Raw genomic sequence first — 15,027 nt, forward strand, 5'->3', positions numbered from 1 at the left:
AGCAAGTGCGTGCCGCTTCCGCAAAGGACCTCGAGCGCTTATGGTGGGCGCGTGCGTTTTGTGATCGCCATCGCCGCCGCCATCGCGCTTCAAAGCTGCGCGCCGGCGCCGCGCGCCGCCACAGCCGCCAGCTTCGCCAATCCGGTGCTCGACGCCGACTTCCCGGACCCGACGGTCATCAGGGCGCCCGACGGGCAGTTCTACGCTTATGCGACGCAGAGCGAACGCGCGGGCAAGATGGTCAACATCCAGGTCGCTCGCTCGCCCGACCTCGTCCACTGGACCTATTTGGGCGATGCACTTCCGGCCAAGCCGGGCTGGGCCTCGACGACTCAGGACTTCTGGGCGCCCCATGTCGAGCGCGATGGCGGCCGCTACATCATGTATTATTCGGCCAAGCCCGACAATGCCGACGACAAGCGCGGGCTGTGCCTTGCGATCGCAACCGCGAGCTCGCCGGCGGGCCCATTCACCGACATCGGCCATCCGCTTCAGTGCGGCGAAGGCTTCGTCAACATCGACCCGATGAGCTTCGACGATCCCGCCACCGGCAAGCGCCTCCTGTACTGGGGCTCAGGCTTCAAGCCGATCAAGGTGCAGGAACTCGGCCCCGATCGGATCTCGTTCGCACCCAGCAGCAAGGCGATCGATCTCGTCTGGCCAAACCCGGTCAAGGACGCGTTCCCGGCCCTTGTCGAGGGCGCGTGGGTCGTGCGCCGCAACGGCTATTATTACCTCTTTTATTCAGGCGACAATTGCTGCGGGGCAAAGGCGAATTACGCGGTGATGGTCGCGCGCTCGCGAAGCGCGACGGGACCGTTCGAAACTCTGGAACAGGCGACCGGCAAGCCGCACAGCATCATTCTCGAAAAGCGCGGCCATTGGTTCGCGCCGGGCCACAATTCGATCGTAACCGACGCTGCCGGCCAGGACTGGATCGCCTATCACGCGGTCGACACGGCCAAACCGCGCGAGAAAGCCAGCGACGATATCAACACCCGCCGCATCATGCTGATCGACAAGATCAAATGGGTCGACGGCTGGCCGGTGGTGGAAGGCCCCACCGAAACAGCTCAGGCGGCGCCCGCGCTCTAATTCAAGTCGCTGATCGAAAGAGGAAAAATGGTGGGCGTGGCAAGGATTGAACTTGCGACCCCTGCGATGTCAACACAGTGCTCTACCACTGAGCTACACGCCCACCCGGCCGTCCGCAGCCGCCTCGGGCCGCGTTCGGAGAGCGGCATTTAGGTGGGCAGGCGACGGCACGCAAGCCCGAAGCGTGTGCCGCCTGCCCCTGCCATTCGCGCCTTAGGCGAAGCTCTTGCGGTTGAGGTCCAGGACCATGAGCGCCAGCGCCGCAATGCCGCCCCACAGGCCGAGCTGAATCGCGAATTCACCACGCGCCGGGTCGGAGGCGAGCGCGTTCGTCGGGATCAGCCACGGGAACCACACGCCCTGCTTGGCGCCGGTCGCAACCACCGCGACGAACGTCCCGCCGATGCCGATCACCAGCGGCGGCACGAAGCTCCGAAACCTCAGGGCCGCCCACAGCTGAACGGCGATCAGCAGCAACGAACCCTTGAACATCGTCGCGAGCAGTTCGACGAACTGCCACATATCCAGCGTGCCGGTCAGCTGCTGACCCGATGCCAGCGCTTCGCCGAGCCGCCCGGCAAGCGGCATCAGGATCGCAAGCCCCGCCATCATCGCGGCGACAAGCAGCACCACCACCAACGCCTTGGCCATGAAGATCCGCCAGCGGGGCACCGGCAGCGCGAGCAAATGGTTCCAGAAGCGCGGACCGTGCTCCATCTGCGCAATCAGCACCGTCAGTGCGGTCACCGTCATCGGCAGCATGAAGAACGACCACAGGCCGGTGCTTCCGATGGCGAAGGTCTGCCAGTCGGACGGCTTGTCGCGGTCCATCAGCATCACGGTTGCAAGGATCGCAACCATGCTCGGTGCGGCGACGCACAGCAGCAGCGCAAGCGAGCGGCGGAGCTTGATGATCTCGGTGGTGAAAGCGGCAATCATGTCCAGTCGCTCCTTCAGGCCGCGATCGCGAGTTCGGGCGCGGCCGGCTCCGCGCCGACTACGGAGACGAACAATTGCTCGAGGCTCGGTTTGATAAGCTCGACGCCGCTGACCGCCAGTCCGCCGCCGACGAGCAAGGCGTTGAGCCGCGCCGCTACGGTGCCGCTCAACACTTCGCCAGAAGGAAGGACGGTCACGAAGCCGCCCTCGCGCTCGGCGCGGACACCGGCAGCCGAGAGCAGGGAGAGCGCCGCTTCGAGCCGGTCGACTTCGAAGCGGATGGTCCTCGCCTGCCGCGCCTTGAGCTCGCCGATCGTCCCTTGGGTCAATAGCCGCCCACGATGCATGAGGCCGAGATGGGTCGCGAACTGCTCGACTTCGGCCAGCACATGGCTGGAGACGAGGACGGTCACGCCTTCGCGCTGCGGCAGGCCGGCGATCAACGAGCGCATATCGCGAATGCCGTTCGGATCGAGGCCGTTGGTCGGCTCGTCGAGGATCAGAACCTTCGGCCGCCCGAGCAGTGCCCGAGCAACGCCGAGCCGCTGGCGCATGCCGAGCGAATAGCCGCCGACGCCGCGATCGGCCGCTGCCGCGAGGTCCACGATTTCGAGCACGCGGTCGATCTCCGCCTGCTCGCAGCCGAGCAGGCGGCGCGTCACGTCCAGGTTTTCGCGCCCGGTCAGGTGATCGTAATGCGATGGCGTCTCGACCAGCGCCCCGACCAGCCGCGCCGCCTGCCGCCGCTCACGGGCGACGTCGTGGCGGAAGATCGCCGCCGTCCCGGCGGTCGGCTTCAACAGCCCCAGCAGCAGCCGGATCGTGGTCGTCTTCCCCGCGCCATTCTCGCCGAGGAAGCCGTAGACACTGCATTCCGGCACCGCGATGTCGACGCCGTCCACCGCCCACTGATCCTTGAACCTGCGCTTCAGCCCGTGAGTCTCAATCGCGTTCATCATGCACGTCCTTCTTGCGCAACGTTCGATTCGGTTTAAGTTAGACCTAAATTCTATTTAAGTGCAAGTTAAACGTCTGGAGGTCCGCAGATGGTCGATATCGAGCGTCTTCGGCGGCAAAGCCGCTGGTTCGCGCAGCTTACGCTGACCCTGCTCGTCCTGACCGCGTTGGTCATCGTCGTGCCAACCGCTATCGGGCTGGCCGTGCTGGAGCGCCGCGGCGGCCCCTCGATGCAGCTCCTCGCCTGGTCGCTGCTCACCTGGGCGCCCTCCGTTTTCTACCTCTATGGGCTCGCGGCAATCCGGGGCGCATTCGCCAGCTTCGCCGCGGGCGGTGTTTTCGGCCCGGCCATCGCCAGTGGCTGCACCCGGGCGGGCGCCGCCGTGGCGGCCGGCGCGACCATGAGCGCGGTCGGCGTGCCGAACCTCTACCGCATCCTCGACCTGCGCGGCATGCCCGGCGGCTCGATGCAGCATGTCGGCAGCGTCCTCCACTTCGACACAGCCTATCTCGCGGTGGGCGTGGTCGGCCTCGCGCTGATTCTGCTCGGGCGACTGCTGGCGCGTGCAGCCGAGCTGCAGGGTGAAGCCGCTCGCCTCAAGGGCGAGCTGGACGAGATCTTCTAATGGGGATGATCGTCACGCTCGACGAAGTGCTGGCCAGACGCCGAATGAAGGCCAAGGACCTCGCGCAGCGGATGGGGATCAGCGAGACGCAGCTGTCCCTGTTCCGCACGGGAAAGGTGAAGGGCATCCGCTTTTCGACGCTGGCCGCCATGTGCCGCGTGCTCGACTGCCAGCCAGGAGAATTGCTCGCGTTCGACCCGGACTCAGACGAGCCGGAAGAGGAGGGAGCCGGCGCCGCTTAGAGGCGGCCGTGCTGGTCCTCGGTCTGGAAGATCCGGTCCACTTCCATGACCAGGTCCTTCAGGTGGAACGGCTTCGACAGAAGCTTGGCTTCCGGCGCCGTGCGGCCGCCCTGCAAGGCCACGGCGGCAAAGCCGGTGATGAACATCACGCGGATCGACGGGTCGATGGCGCTCGCCTTCTGCGCCAGCTCGATCCCGTCCATTTCCGGCATGACGATATCGGTCAGCAGCAGATCGAACTGCTGCGATTCCAAGAGCGGCATCGCCTCGGTGCCGCAGCCGACCGACTCCACCTCATAGCCGACGCGCTGAAGCGCGCGCTGGAGGTACTCGCGCATCGACGTATCGTCTTCAGCCAGCAGGATTCTCGCCATCGTCTTTCTATGCTCTCACCGAGGTTCTTTTTCTAGAAGCGATTATTGGCGTCGCGCGTTGCAGCTCTTCAGTGCCAGTCCTAAACTGGCACAAGTATCAGGATCGGCCCGCATCAGACACGTGACGGCACTCGCCTCCCCAATCGTCCATCCGCTGCGCGGTTCCTTGCCCGTCCTGCTGTCGGTCCCGCACGCGGGCCGCGATTATCCCGACTGGCTGGTCGACAATGCGCCGGCGGGCAAAGCGGCGCTCCGTTCGCTCGAAGACCCGCTCGTCGACAGGCTGGTGTGGCGCGCGCTCCAGCGCGGCTGCGGCGCTGTGGTCGCAAGGACTCCGAGGGCGGCGATCGACTGCAACCGCGGCGAAGAGGATGTCGACCCTTCCGTCGTCGACGGTGCGCCACGCGGCCGTGTTACGGCGCGTGCGCGCGGCGGCCTCGGCATCGTCCCCGCCCGCACTCAGCAGCATGGCTATCTGTGGCGGCGCCCGATCACCTCACTCCAGCTCGATGAGCGGCTCGATCAGGCGCATCGCCCCTATCATCGCGCAATTGCTGAGCTCCTTTCGGAAACAGTCGACCGCTTCGGTTGCGCGCTGCTGCTCGACTGCCACTCGATGCCGCCGCCTCCGAAAGGGGTGGCGCCGATCGTGTTCGGGGACTGCCGGGGACGAACCGCCGACGGATGGATCGTCCGTGAAGCGGTCGCGATCGCGCAGAGTTGCGGGTTCGAAGCTGCCGTCAACGACCCGTTTGCCGGCGGTCATGTGGTCGCCCGCCACGGCGCCCCCGCACAGGGCGTCCACGCCTTGCAGATCGAGGTCGACCGCCGCTGCTATCTAGACGACAGCATGCACGAGCCCGGTCCAGGGTTCGACCGCGTCGCGGCCTTCCTCGACCGCCTGGCGCTCGAGCTTGGTGAAGCCCTGCTAGACCGCGACGGTTACGCAACCGCGGCGGAATAAGCCTCTTTAGGCGTTCACCGGCGCCGGCTGCTGGACCTGAGCCGGGCCCTTGCCCTGCTGCATTTGGCGGCCGAACACGTTCCGCATCTCGCTGAGCGAGAAGAGGTGCGCGTAGATCAGCGGCAGCATGCCGTTCTGGTTCATCTTGCGCAGTTCGTCGCCGCGCAGGTTCCGCAGCTTCTCTTCGTCGATCATGCGGAAACCGCGATAGATGAAGGGCTGCTCGGCGCCTTCGGGCTGGATGGCGACTTCGCCCTCCATCAGCAGTTCGGACTTGTTCAGCTCGTCCATGAAGCTGCCGGTCCGCTGTCCCGCCGTTTCGAACTGCTCGCAGAATTCGAGGATAGCCTTGGTCGCCTCACTCGGCTTGTCACCATCGAACAGCGGCTCGCCGTCCTCGAAGTCGCCGACGGCTTTCGATGTCGGATCGAAGCATAGCGACAATTCGTCGCTGTCGGGCCGCAGACGGGCCAGGAGGAACGGGTATCGGCGCAGGTAGGCCGGGATGTAGACATTGGGATCGAGCGGCCGGCCCTGATCGTCCAGGAACACGTTCACGCCCTCGTTGAGGCCCATGAGCGCGAGCGGCACGGAATTTTCGCCGACCGAGAACACGATCGGATAGTGCCGCTGGACCAGCGGAAATTCATCCACGGTCAGCGGGATCGCATGTGTACGTGCCACTTGCGACATGTCCTCCACCGCGCGAACGTGCATGCTGCCATGCTCACTCGTGCTGAGCGGCTGGAGCTCCTTGTAGAACATCGGCAAGTTCTGGCTCGGCGCGGCAGTCGCCATCCTGGTCTTCTCCTGGGGTGCGGACGTCCGGGGGATCCCCAAGAACGGCCAATATCTGGGTGGTCGGGCCTCTATTGCCGTCCGCCGGATTAGGCAAGCCGGGGCGCGGCAAGCACCGGCTGGAGAGCGGCTAGTTCATTGAACATTCAACGCTTTGCTGCAAGGCAGCTCCCCATGCGAGCGATCAGCAGCCAATGATGCCTGGTGCCGTCTTCGGCCTGATCCCGCTGATGCTCGGCCTGTTCGCAGCGCACGGCGGACTGATCGGCCAGTCCGTGACGCGGCTGACCGTCCAAGACCAGGTCATCCTGCGGGTCCCGGTACAGCCGCGCACCTCTGCGCCGAGGGTCGAGTGGATCGAGCGGAAGGGACCGAAATGCCTGCCGGTCGGGGCCATTCACCGGGCGATGCTTTCGGGCGATGACCAGGTCGACTTCATCGTCGCAGGCCGTGGGCGCGTCCGTGCGGAGCTCGACGAGGACTGCCCGGCGCTCGATTTCTACGGCGGCTTTTACCTGCAGTTGCGGGACGACCGGATCTGCGCCGACCGCGACGAAATTCACTCCCGCGAGGGCGGAAGCTGCCGGATTCACCGTTTCCGACAGCTCGTCCCTAAGGAACGCTAGGCGCTCGGCAACTTGTAACCAGGCGCCCGAAAGCCCACATTTCTTGACAAGACAAGGGCGTTCGCACACCCATTTTCCTGCGCCGGCGCGTTACGCCGCAGCCCACCCCAACCGGAAGAATTTATGCCTTTTGCCGATCTCGGCCTTTCCGATGAATTGCTCCGCGCCGTCGCGGACAGCGGCTATGACGAGCCGACGCCGATCCAGCGCGCCGCCATTCCGCCGGTGCTGATGGGCCGTGACCTCATCGGCATCGCCCAGACCGGCACCGGCAAGACCGCCGGTTTCGTGCTGCCGATGATCGACGTGCTGCACCAGGGGCGCAGCCGCGCCCGCATGCCGCGCTCGCTGATTCTTGAACCGACGCGCGAACTGGCGATGCAGGTTGCCGAAAATTTCGAGAAATACGGCAAGTACCACCCGCTCTCGATGGCGCTGCTGATGGGCGGCGTGCAGATGGGCGACCAGGTGAAGGCGCTTGAAAAGGGCGTCGACGTCCTGATCGCGACGCCGGGCCGGCTGATGGACCTGTTCGCCCGCGGCAAGATCATGCTTAATGACTGCAAGCTGCTGGTCATCGACGAAGCCGATCGCATGCTCGACATGGGCTTCATCCCGGACATCGAGGATATCTGCTCGAAGCTTCCGCGCGACCGCCAGACCTTGCTCTTCTCGGCGACCATGCCGCCGCCGATCCAGAAGCTCGCGTCCAAGTTCCTCACCGATCCCAAGAGGGTCGAAGTCGCGCGCCCAGCGACGGCCAACACCAATATCGAACAGCGGCTTGTCGAGGTCTCGTCGGCCAAGAAGAAGGATGCGCTGCGCGACATCCTCGGCCACGAAGGCTTCCGCAATGCGATCGTCTTCGCCAACCGCAAGACCACCGTTCGCGACCTCGCCAGCAGCCTCAAGCGCGCAGGCTTCAAGGCCGGGCAGATCCAAGGCGACATGGAGCAATCCGAGCGCATCGCCGAATTAGACCGCTTCAAGAATGACGAGATCACCGTGCTCGTCGCGTCCGACGTCGCCGCTCGCGGGCTCGACGTCAAAGGCGTCAGCCATGTCGTCAACTTCGATGTGCCGTGGCAGCCGGACGATTATGTCCACCGCATCGGCCGGACAGGCCGCGCGGGCGCCAAGGGTATCGCGATTACCCTCGCCACGAAGGAAGACGCAGAAGCGGTCGACCGGATCGAAAAGCTGATCGGCCAGAAGATCGATCGCGTCGGCGGCCCGAAGCCTGTCCAAGCGGCCGAGCCGAAGGCCGAAGCGCCGGAGAAGGCAGAGGCGAAGCCCGCCAAGCGCGAACGCAAGCCGGCCAAGCCGAAAGCCGAGCGCGAAGCTGCTCCGGTCGCGGAGCGCGACGAGCGCGAAGAGCGCTCCCCGGTGGTCGAAGACATCCAGTCCGACTGGAATGGCCCTTTGCCAAGCTTCCTCTCCGTCAGCGCCGGCTAACGGGCACACGCCTGACACTGGAAAGCCGCTCGGGCGGTTCCTAGCTCGCCTGCCTAACGCGACGCGAGGATAGCCACATGAGCGAGTACGTACTCCCGAAGGTTTGGACTTGGGAACAGCCGAGCGGCGGCCAGTTCGCCAGCATCAACCGCCCGATCGCCGGCCCGACTCACGACAAGGGCTTGCCCGTCGGCAACCACCCGTTCCAGCTCTACTCGCTTGCCACTCCAAACGGCCAGAAGGTGACGATCCTGTTCGAGGAGCTTCTCGAAAAGGGCCACAAGGACGCCGAATATGACGCCTGGCCGATCCGCATCGGCGAAGGCGACCAGTTCGGCAGCGGTTTCGTCGACATCAATCCCAATTCGAAAATCCCGGCGTTGGTCGACCGCAGCGGGGCGGAGCCGGTACGCATCTTCGAAAGCGGCGCCATCCTCATCCATCTGGCCGAAAAGTTCGGCGAGTTCCTCCCCGCCTCAGGCCCGGCACGCGCGGAAACCCTGTCATGGCTGATGTGGCAGATGGGCAGCGCACCCTTTCTCGGCGGCGGCTTCGGCCACTTCTTCGCCTACGCGCCGGAGAAGTTCGAATATCCGATCAACCGCTACGCGATGGAGGCCAAGCGCCAGCTCGACGTGCTCAACCGCCGTCTCGCGGATAACGAATATGTTGCCGGTGCGGATTACTCCATCGCCGACATGGCGATTTGGCCCTGGTACGGCGGCGTTGCGCTGGGCCGTTCCTATCCGGGCGCTGACGATTTCCTGGCCGCGCACGAATATGAGCATGTGATGCGCTGGGCGAGGCAGCTGGATGCGCGGCCGGCAGTCGGCCGCGGTCGCATCGTCAACAAGCTGACCGGCGACCCGTCAGAACAGCTTCACGAGCGCCACGACGCCAGCGACTTCGAACTGCGCACCCAGGACAAGCTGGAGACGGCCTAGCGCCGGTAGCGCTGCAGGAATTCATTGGCGAAGGCCTGCAGCCGCTGCTCCGCAATCGCGTTGCGAAGCCCATCCATCAGCCGCTGGTAGAACGAGATATTGTGCTGCGTCATCAGCATCGCGCCGAGGATCTCGCCCGACTTCACCAAATGGTGAACGTAGGCGCGGCTGTACGTCGTGCAGGCCGGACACGGGCAGCCCGGTTCGATTGGCTCCCGATCCTCGGCGAAGCGGGCGTTGCGAAGGTTTAGCGGTCCTTCGGCGGTGAACGCCTGGCCCGTGCGCCCTGATCGCGTCGGCAGCACGCAATCGAACATGTCGATGCCGCGCACCACTGCCTCGACGATGTCGTCCGGCTTGCCGACGCCCATCAAGTAGCGCGGCTTGTCGGCGGGCAGCATGCCGGCCGCGAAGTCGAGGCAGGCGAGCATCGCTTCCTGCCCCTCGCCCACCGCAAGCCCGCCGACTGCATAGCCGTCGAAGCCGATGTCGATCAGCCCCTCGGCCGACGCGCGGCGCATATTTTCATCGAGCGCACCCTGCTGGATGCCGAAGATCGCCGCCCGCGCCGCATGTTCGCCGCCGCGGTCGAACTCTTCCCGCGACCGCTTCGCCCAGCGGATCGACCGCTCCATCGCCTCGCGCTGCTGCTCCACGCTCGACGTCGTCGGCACCAGCTGGTCGAACTGCATGACGATGTCCGACCCTAAAAGCCGCTGCACCTCGATCGAACGTTCTGGGCTCAGCATGTGCCGCGATCCGTCGAGGTGGCTCGCGAAGGACACGCCTTCTTCCGTCACCTTGGTCAGCTCCGACAGGCTCATCACCTGGTATCCGCCGCTGTCGGTCAGGATCGGGCGCTCCCAGCCCATGAAGCCGTGCAGGCCGCCGAGCCTCGCAACCCGCTCGGCGCCGGGGCGGAGCATCAGATGGTAAGTGTTGCCGAGGATGATGTCGGCGCCGGCCGCACGCACCTCCTCCGGCCGCATCGCCTTCACCGTCGCGGCGGTGCCGACCGGCATGAACGCCGGCGTGCGGATCTCGCCGCGCTGCATCGTGATGGCGCCGGTGCGCGCGGCGCCGTCGGTGGCGGCGATGGAAAAGGAGAAGCGGGTCACGCAGCGCCGCTTAGCGCCTAGTGCGCTTCCCCCCAAGGTCGGCTGTGCTAGGAACCGCCGCAATGCCGAGCATCGCCGACATCGACCGCTTCATCTTCGTCGTCGGCGGCCCCCGCTGCGGCACCACGACCATGGCGCGAATGCTGCAAGCGCACCCGCAGGTGTTGTTCCCCTTCGTCAAGGAACCGCACTTCTTCAGCCAGCATGACCTGCGCAGCCTGCATGGCGACGCGCTTCGCTCGCGCATCCAGCACGACTATCTCGACCATTTCTTCTTCAATGCCCCTCCGGAGCGAACCGTCGCCTTCGACGGTTCGATTTCCTACCTCTACGTTCCGGACCAGCTGAAGCCGGCGCTGGAGCTATGGCCGGACTCGCGCTTCGTCGTCGGGGTACGCGACCCGCTCACCTTCCTGCCATCGCTGCACAAGCGCCTGATCTTCACGGGCGACGAGAACATCCGCCGGTTTCAGGATGCCTGGGCTGCTATTCCCGACCGTGCAGCGGGCCGCCGCATCCCTTGGAGCACCATCGACCCGCGTTGGCTCCGCTATGACGAAGCGGCGCGCTTCGGCACCTATGTCGAGCGACTGTTCGACGCGGTCGGCAAGGAGCGCTGCCTGGTGATGGTCTTCGATGACCTGACGAGCGACCCCGCCGCCCGGCACAAGCGCCTGCTCGACTTCGCGGGCCTCGACCCCGCCCCTTACCCGAACACGGGAACGCAGCGCAGCGCCCGCGGCGTGCGGCACATCTTCCTTCAGCAACTTCTCCAGCGGCCGCCGCGCTTCCTGCTCCCCTATCTGGCTAGCATCCATCACCAGCGCCGCTTCGACAAAGCGCTCGCCAAGAGCAGCGGCGGTGGCGCGAAGTCCCCGTCGCTTCGAAAGCGCCTCCGCAACTGGAATGAAATGCCGGACGAAAAGCGCCCGGTCCCGCTCGCCGTCCAGCGTGAGATCAAGGACCGCTTCCAGGGCGAGGTGGACAAGCTCGGCAAATTGATCGGCCGCGACCTCAGCCACTGGCTCCAGCCGAAAGAGGCTTAGTGCACGCCCAGGATCGTTCTAATCCTTCTCGTCATTCCTGATCCGGATGCCGGCCTCTGCGCCGAGTGCGCTCAATTTTCCTTCGTCGAAATTCTTTCCGAGCGTTTCCAATTCAGCGTCGACTTGCGGTGACTGGAACATCTGCCGGGCAGCCGCTTGACCGAGTTGATTGAAGGTCCCGAACGTCGCACTTGTGCCTTCCGCCTTTAATGAGGCCACTGTCTCCTTGCGGCAGTCCACGAGCAGAAGACGCTGGAATACCCCTGCGGCAGCTTTGCCGATTTGATCTCGCTTCGCGCGGTCCAACGTACTGAACTGTTGGAGCCTTGGATCGGCAGAGATCGCCGAAAACATCCACGCCATGAAGGCATGATGATCGCTGTCGGTCGCCTTTGTTACCAGGCACCTGCTGAGATCGTCCGCGATGACTCCCGCTTGTAACGGCGCCGCGACTCCTGCCGCCGATATCGCCGCAATGATGTGAAAACGCATCTGCTCCCCTTCTTCCCCGAGCAGACCGTTTACAACAGCCAGAACTTACCTCGGCAACAGCAAACTGGAATCGCCGTAGCTATAGAAACGGTAGCCCCGCTCGATCGCGTGTGCGTACGCCGCTTTCATCACCTCGAGGCCCATTAGGGCACTGACCAGCATGAAGAGCGTCGACTTGGGCAGGTGGAAGTTGGTGACCAGCCCGTCGACCGCCTTGAACCGGTAACCAGGCGTGATGAAGATCGCCGTATCGCCCTCGAACGGCTCGATCCTGCCATCCTCGCGAGCCGCGCTTTCCAGCAGGCGCAGGCTCGTGGTGCCGACGGCGATCAGGCGTCCGCCCGCCTTGCGCACGGCGTTCAAGCGCTCAGCCGTCGCCGCGTCGATGCGGCCCCATTCGGCATGCATCTTGTGCTCGGCCACTTGCTCGCTCTTGATCGGCAGGAAGGTGCCGGCGCCGACGTGAAGCGTCAGCGTCTCGCGAGCGATGCCGCGTGCGTCGAGCGCCTCCAAAAGCCTCGGCGTAAAGTGCAGCGCCGCGGTCGGCGCCGCGACTGCGCCCTCCTCGCGGGCGAACATCGTCTGGTAATCGTCGCGATCGGCTTCATCGACGCCGCGCTTGGACGCGATGTAGGGCGGCAGCGGCATTCGTCCGGCTTTCTCAAGCAACAGCTCGAGCGCCTCGCTGCCGTGGAACTGGAGCAGGACCGAGCCGTCGTCCGCCTTCTCGACGGCGGACGCGGCAACGCCTTCGCCGAAGTGGATCGTGTCGCCGGCGCGGACACGCTTGGCATTGCGCAGGAAGGCTCTCCACTCGCGCGGTCCCTCCCGCTTGTGCAGCGTCGCGCCGATGCTCGCCTCTCCGCGGCGCCCCTCGAGCTGCGCCGGGATAACCTTGGTGTCGTTGAAGACCAGCACGTCGCCGGGCTGCAGAAGCTCCGGCAAATCGAGCACAGCCCGGTCCGAAAGCTCGCCCCCGCGGACCAACAACAGTCGCGCACTGTCGCGCGGCCGCGCCGGGCGCAGGGCGATCCGCTCGGGCGGAAGCTCGAAATCGAAGTCGGCGACACGCATCAGCGGCCGCTTAGCCGCCGAGGCGCGCCCTCACAATTTTGGTCGGCTCGGCGGGCGGTTCGCCGGGCGCGATCGCGTCCACGGCGTCCATGCCTTTCACCACACGGCCGATCGCCGTGTACCGTTTGTCCAGGCTGGCCGTCCAATCGTACATGATGAAAAACTGGCTGTTGGCGCTGTTCAGGTTGTTCGCCCGGGCAGCGCCTACGACGCCCCGCAGGAAGGGCACGGACGTGAATTCGGCAGTGAGGTTCGGCAGATCGGACCCGCCCTCGCCGGTCCCTTGCGGGTCGCCGCCCTGCGCCATGAATCCAGGGATCACGCGGTGGAACTTCAGCCCGTCGTAGAAGCCGCGACGGACCAGTGTTTGGATCCGCTCGACATGGCTAGGCGCGAGATCTGGGCGCAGGACGATCTCGACCGTGCCGCCGTTCGAAAGCTCAAGGAACAAATGGTTCGCCGGGTTCGCGGCGATCTCCGCCGGCGCAACCAGGCTCGGCTTCGCGACCGGCGCCGGCGCCGGTGCAGCGGCCATCAACAGAGCGGCAAAAGGCAACGCCGCCAAAGCTTTGATCAACATGTTCCTCCCCGCAAAATCACTCCGCCCGTGCCGTACGACGGCTGAGCGGCTCATGAACCCCGTTCCAGATGGCGCCGCACGTCCTCGGCCACGGCCGGCGTCACGAAGCGGTCGATGCAACCGCCGTAGCGCGCGATCTCCTTGACCAGCTTCGACGCGATCGGCTGCAGCGACACGTCTGCCATCAGGAAGACGGTCTCAATGTCGTCATTCAGCTGCTGGTTCATCCCGGCCATCTGGAACTCATATTCGAAATCGGCGACCGCGCGCAGTCCGCGCAGGATCATCGACGCACCCTGCGCTTCGGCGAAGTTCATCAGCAGAGAATCGAATTCGACGACCTCGATATTGCCGCTCAGGCCGGCAACTTCGCGCCGCACCATCTCCATCCGCTCGGCGACCGAGAACATCGGCTCCTTGGACGGATTGGTGGTGACGCCCACGACCAGCCGGTCGACCAGGTGCGCGCCGCGCCGAACGATATCGAGGTGCCCCAGCGTCATCGGGTCGAAGGTCCCGGGATAGACGGCGATTCTCTTCATCAATGGTTTCTCTCGATCGCGAAGCGGGCGATGGCGCGCAGCAGGTCGGCTTCGCGGCCATGGTCCGACAGATGCTCGACCGCCTGCTCGACCAGGAACCGCGCCTGCTGCCGCGCCCGTTCCTCGCCGAGCAGCGACACGAAGGTCGCCTTGCCGGCATCCGCATCGCGCCCAGTCGGCTTGCCCGCGGCACCCGCGTCGCCGCTATGGTCGATCAAATCGTCGGCAATCTGGAACGCCAAGCCGATGTTGCGCGCATATCCGCGATAGGGCGTGCGCGCCTCGACCGGCTTTTTGGCCATGATGCAGGCCGCCTCAACCGCATATTCAATCAACGCGCCGGTCTTCAGCTGTTGCAACCTGGTAATCGCGGGCAGGTCGAGTTGCTCGTTCTCGGCCGCAAGGTCCATCATCTGCCCGCCCGCCATGCCGTTCGGCCCGGCGGCGCGCGCCAGCTGAAGCACCAGGTCGGACCGAACCCAGGGATCCTCATGAGTTGAAGGGTGGGCGAGGATGTCGAACGCCATCGCGTGAAGGCTGTCGCCGGCGAGCACCGCGGTGGCCTCGTCAAAGGCCTTGTGAACGCTCGGCTTGCCGCGGCGAAGCTCGGCATCATCCATGCACGGCAGGTCGTCGTGGATCAGCGAGTAGACGTGGATCGCCTCGATCGCGCAGCCGACCCGCACCGCGCGCTCCGGATCGATCGCGAACAGGCGCGCCGCGGCCACGGTCAGCAGCGGCCGGAGCCGCTTGCCGCCGCCGATCGCGGCATGGCGCATCGCTTGGTAATAAGGGTCGCGGCTATCGCCGGGCAGCGTCAGCAGCGCGTCAAAGAAATCGTCGACCTCGGCGGCGACGGCTTTCGCCGCCACCTCCAGCTCCTCGCTCAGGCGATCAAGCGTCTCAACCGGCATCGAATGGCTTAAGGCCTGCGGGCTTGCCGTTGCTGCCGAAGGCGATCTGGTCGATGCGCGCCTGCGCGTCCCTCAGCCGCCCTTCACAGTGGCGGCGCAGCCGGTCACCCTCCTGGTAAAGCTCGATCGACCTATCGAGCGGCGCTTCGCCCTTCTCGAGCGTGCGCACGATCTCCTCGAGCCGCCGCAGCGCGTCCTCGAAGCTCAGCTGCTCGACGGCACTCGTGTCCCCATCTGCCAT

19 protein-coding genes and 1 tRNA gene are annotated in these 15,027 nt (G+C 65.4%); 8 read left to right on the forward strand and 12 right to left on the reverse strand.

The features are described from left to right. Nucleotides 1–51: 51 nt before the first annotated feature. Entirely contained in the window at nt 52–1,095 is a 1,044-nt protein-coding gene (locus VIL42_01375) for a glycoside hydrolase family 43 protein (protein ID HEY8591496.1), read from the forward strand. A gap of 28 nt (nt 1,096–1,123) precedes the next feature. Here VIL42_01375 and VIL42_01380 read toward each other — a convergent pair. The 3 genes from VIL42_01380 to VIL42_01390 all read right to left on the reverse strand — a co-directional run bounded on the left by VIL42_01380 (nt 1,124) and on the right by VIL42_01390 (nt 2,990). Then, nucleotides 1,124–1,198 (reverse strand) — tRNA-Val (locus VIL42_01380). A 110-nt stretch (nt 1,199–1,308) separates the two neighbouring features. Then, on the reverse strand, nt 1,309–2,034 hold the full coding sequence (locus tag VIL42_01385; protein ID HEY8591497.1) for an ABC transporter permease: 726 nt from the start codon (nt 2,032–2,034) through the stop codon (nt 1,309–1,311). A gap of 14 nt (nt 2,035–2,048) precedes the next feature. Beyond that, on the reverse strand, nt 2,049–2,990 hold the full coding sequence (locus VIL42_01390) for an ABC transporter ATP-binding protein (GenBank protein ID HEY8591498.1): 942 nt from the start codon (nt 2,988–2,990) through the stop codon (nt 2,049–2,051). A gap of 90 nt (nt 2,991–3,080) precedes the next feature. Here VIL42_01390 and VIL42_01395 point away from each other — a divergent pair, with 90 nt between their 5' ends. Both VIL42_01395 and VIL42_01400 read left to right on the forward strand, forming a co-directional pair. Next, the gene (locus VIL42_01395) at nt 3,081–3,617 is read left to right on the forward strand and encodes a hypothetical protein (GenBank protein HEY8591499.1); all 537 of its coding nucleotides are present in this window, start codon (nt 3,081–3,083) and stop codon (nt 3,615–3,617) included. Further along, nucleotides 3,617–3,859: a helix-turn-helix transcriptional regulator gene (locus VIL42_01400; protein HEY8591500.1), complete on the forward strand. Its 243-nt coding sequence runs from the start codon at nt 3,617–3,619 to the stop codon at nt 3,857–3,859. Before VIL42_01395 ends, VIL42_01400 begins: the two co-directional genes overlap by 1 nt. Here VIL42_01400 and VIL42_01405 read toward each other — a convergent pair. Further along, nucleotides 3,856–4,233, reverse strand: coding sequence for a response regulator (locus VIL42_01405; protein HEY8591501.1), 378 nt, complete (start codon nt 4,231–4,233; stop codon nt 3,856–3,858). The genes VIL42_01400 and VIL42_01405 overlap by 4 nt on opposite strands. 121 nt (nt 4,234–4,354) lie before the next feature. Here VIL42_01405 and VIL42_01410 point away from each other — a divergent pair, with 121 nt between their 5' ends. Continuing rightward, nucleotides 4,355–5,197 carry an N-formylglutamate amidohydrolase gene (locus tag VIL42_01410; GenBank protein HEY8591502.1) on the forward strand — a complete coding sequence of 281 codons (843 nt, stop codon included), beginning with the start codon at nt 4,355–4,357 and terminating at the stop codon, nt 5,195–5,197. Nucleotides 5,198–5,203: 6 nt separating this feature from the next. Here the strand turns inward: VIL42_01410 and VIL42_01415 are convergent, their stop codons facing one another. Then, nucleotides 5,204–5,995, reverse strand: coding sequence for a SapC family protein (locus VIL42_01415; protein HEY8591503.1), 792 nt, complete (start codon nt 5,993–5,995; stop codon nt 5,204–5,206). Between the two features lie 194 nt (nt 5,996–6,189). Here VIL42_01415 and VIL42_01420 point away from each other — a divergent pair, with 194 nt between their 5' ends. The 3 genes from VIL42_01420 to yghU all read left to right on the forward strand — a co-directional run bounded on the left by VIL42_01420 (nt 6,190) and on the right by yghU (nt 9,020). Further along, complete coding sequence (locus VIL42_01420) at nt 6,190–6,621, forward strand: hypothetical protein (protein HEY8591504.1); 432 nt, start codon at nt 6,190–6,192, stop codon at nt 6,619–6,621. Between the two features lie 123 nt (nt 6,622–6,744). Further along, nucleotides 6,745–8,076: a DEAD/DEAH box helicase gene (locus tag VIL42_01425; protein HEY8591505.1), complete on the forward strand. Its 1,332-nt coding sequence runs from the start codon at nt 6,745–6,747 to the stop codon at nt 8,074–8,076. Between the two features lie 77 nt (nt 8,077–8,153). Then, the gene (gene yghU / locus VIL42_01430) at nt 8,154–9,020 is read left to right on the forward strand and encodes a glutathione-dependent disulfide-bond oxidoreductase (protein ID HEY8591506.1); all 867 of its coding nucleotides are present in this window, start codon (nt 8,154–8,156) and stop codon (nt 9,018–9,020) included. Here yghU and tgt read toward each other — a convergent pair. Continuing rightward, entirely contained in the window at nt 9,017–10,138 is a 1,122-nt protein-coding gene (gene tgt, locus VIL42_01435; GenBank protein HEY8591507.1) for a tRNA guanosine(34) transglycosylase Tgt, read from the reverse strand. The genes yghU and tgt overlap by 4 nt on opposite strands. 62 nt (nt 10,139–10,200) lie before the next feature. On the opposite strand from tgt, the gene VIL42_01440 reads away from it, so the two are divergent. Beyond that, the gene (locus VIL42_01440) at nt 10,201–11,184 is read left to right on the forward strand and encodes a sulfotransferase (protein ID HEY8591508.1); all 984 of its coding nucleotides are present in this window, start codon (nt 10,201–10,203) and stop codon (nt 11,182–11,184) included. Nucleotides 11,185–11,202: 18 nt separating this feature from the next. Here the strand turns inward: VIL42_01440 and VIL42_01445 are convergent, their stop codons facing one another. The 6 genes from VIL42_01445 to VIL42_01470 all read right to left on the reverse strand — a co-directional run bounded on the left by VIL42_01445 (nt 11,203) and on the right by VIL42_01470 (nt 15,027). Then, complete coding sequence (locus tag VIL42_01445) at nt 11,203–11,676, reverse strand: hypothetical protein (protein ID HEY8591509.1); 474 nt, start codon at nt 11,674–11,676, stop codon at nt 11,203–11,205. Nucleotides 11,677–11,721: 45 nt separating this feature from the next. Beyond that, nucleotides 11,722–12,750 (reverse strand): tRNA preQ1(34) S-adenosylmethionine ribosyltransferase-isomerase QueA, encoded by a 1,029-nt coding sequence (gene queA, locus VIL42_01450; GenBank protein HEY8591510.1) that lies wholly within the window; start codon nt 12,748–12,750, stop codon nt 11,722–11,724. Nucleotides 12,751–12,760: 10 nt separating this feature from the next. Next, nucleotides 12,761–13,285: a peptidylprolyl isomerase gene (locus tag VIL42_01455; protein ID HEY8591511.1), complete on the reverse strand. Its 525-nt coding sequence runs from the start codon at nt 13,283–13,285 to the stop codon at nt 12,761–12,763. A 95-nt stretch (nt 13,286–13,380) separates the two neighbouring features. Next, complete coding sequence (gene coaD, locus VIL42_01460; GenBank protein ID HEY8591512.1) at nt 13,381–13,872, reverse strand: pantetheine-phosphate adenylyltransferase; 492 nt, start codon at nt 13,870–13,872, stop codon at nt 13,381–13,383. After that, nucleotides 13,872–14,786 (reverse strand): farnesyl diphosphate synthase, encoded by a 915-nt coding sequence (locus VIL42_01465; protein HEY8591513.1) that lies wholly within the window; start codon nt 14,784–14,786, stop codon nt 13,872–13,874. Before VIL42_01465 ends, coaD begins: the two co-directional genes overlap by 1 nt. Further along, nucleotides 14,776–15,027 (reverse strand): exodeoxyribonuclease VII small subunit, encoded by a 252-nt coding sequence (locus VIL42_01470; protein ID HEY8591514.1) that lies wholly within the window; start codon nt 15,025–15,027, stop codon nt 14,776–14,778. Before VIL42_01470 ends, VIL42_01465 begins: the two co-directional genes overlap by 11 nt.

The sequence above is a fragment of the Sphingomicrobium sp. genome (genome assembly GCA_036563485.1).
GTDB lineage: Bacteria > Pseudomonadota > Alphaproteobacteria > Sphingomonadales > Sphingomonadaceae > Sphingomicrobium.

Coding starts and splice junctions, on each gene's coding strand:
- VIL42_01385 (HEY8591497.1), bottom strand. CDS start 2,034: ATGATTGCCGCTTTCACCACCGAGATCATCAAGCTCCGCCGCTCGCTT.
- VIL42_01390 (HEY8591498.1), bottom strand. CDS start 2,990: ATGAACGCGATTGAGACTCACGGGCTGAAGCGCAGGTTCAAGGATCAG.
- VIL42_01395 (HEY8591499.1), top strand. CDS start 3,081: ATGGTCGATATCGAGCGTCTTCGGCGGCAAAGCCGCTGGTTCGCGCAG.
- VIL42_01400 (HEY8591500.1), top strand. CDS start 3,617: ATGGGGATGATCGTCACGCTCGACGAAGTGCTGGCCAGACGCCGAATG.
- VIL42_01405 (HEY8591501.1), bottom strand. CDS start 4,233: ATGGCGAGAATCCTGCTGGCTGAAGACGATACGTCGATGCGCGAGTAC.
- VIL42_01415 (HEY8591503.1), bottom strand. CDS start 5,995: ATGGCGACTGCCGCGCCGAGCCAGAACTTGCCGATGTTCTACAAGGAG.
- VIL42_01420 (HEY8591504.1), top strand. CDS start 6,190: ATGATGCCTGGTGCCGTCTTCGGCCTGATCCCGCTGATGCTCGGCCTG.
- VIL42_01425 (HEY8591505.1), top strand. CDS start 6,745: ATGCCTTTTGCCGATCTCGGCCTTTCCGATGAATTGCTCCGCGCCGTC.
- yghU (HEY8591506.1), top strand. CDS start 8,154: ATGAGCGAGTACGTACTCCCGAAGGTTTGGACTTGGGAACAGCCGAGC.
- VIL42_01440 (HEY8591508.1), top strand. CDS start 10,201: ATGCCGAGCATCGCCGACATCGACCGCTTCATCTTCGTCGTCGGCGGC.
- VIL42_01445 (HEY8591509.1), bottom strand. CDS start 11,676: ATGCGTTTTCACATCATTGCGGCGATATCGGCGGCAGGAGTCGCGGCG.
- queA (HEY8591510.1), bottom strand. CDS start 12,750: ATGCGTGTCGCCGACTTCGATTTCGAGCTTCCGCCCGAGCGGATCGCC.
- VIL42_01455 (HEY8591511.1), bottom strand. CDS start 13,285: ATGGCCGCTGCACCGGCGCCGGCGCCGGTCGCGAAGCCGAGCCTGGTT.
- coaD (HEY8591512.1), bottom strand. CDS start 13,872: ATGAAGAGAATCGCCGTCTATCCCGGGACCTTCGACCCGATGACGCTG.
- VIL42_01465 (HEY8591513.1), bottom strand. CDS start 14,786: ATGCCGGTTGAGACGCTTGATCGCCTGAGCGAGGAGCTGGAGGTGGCG.
- VIL42_01470 (HEY8591514.1), bottom strand. CDS start 15,027: ATGGCAGATGGGGACACGAGTGCCGTCGAGCAGCTGAGCTTCGAGGAC.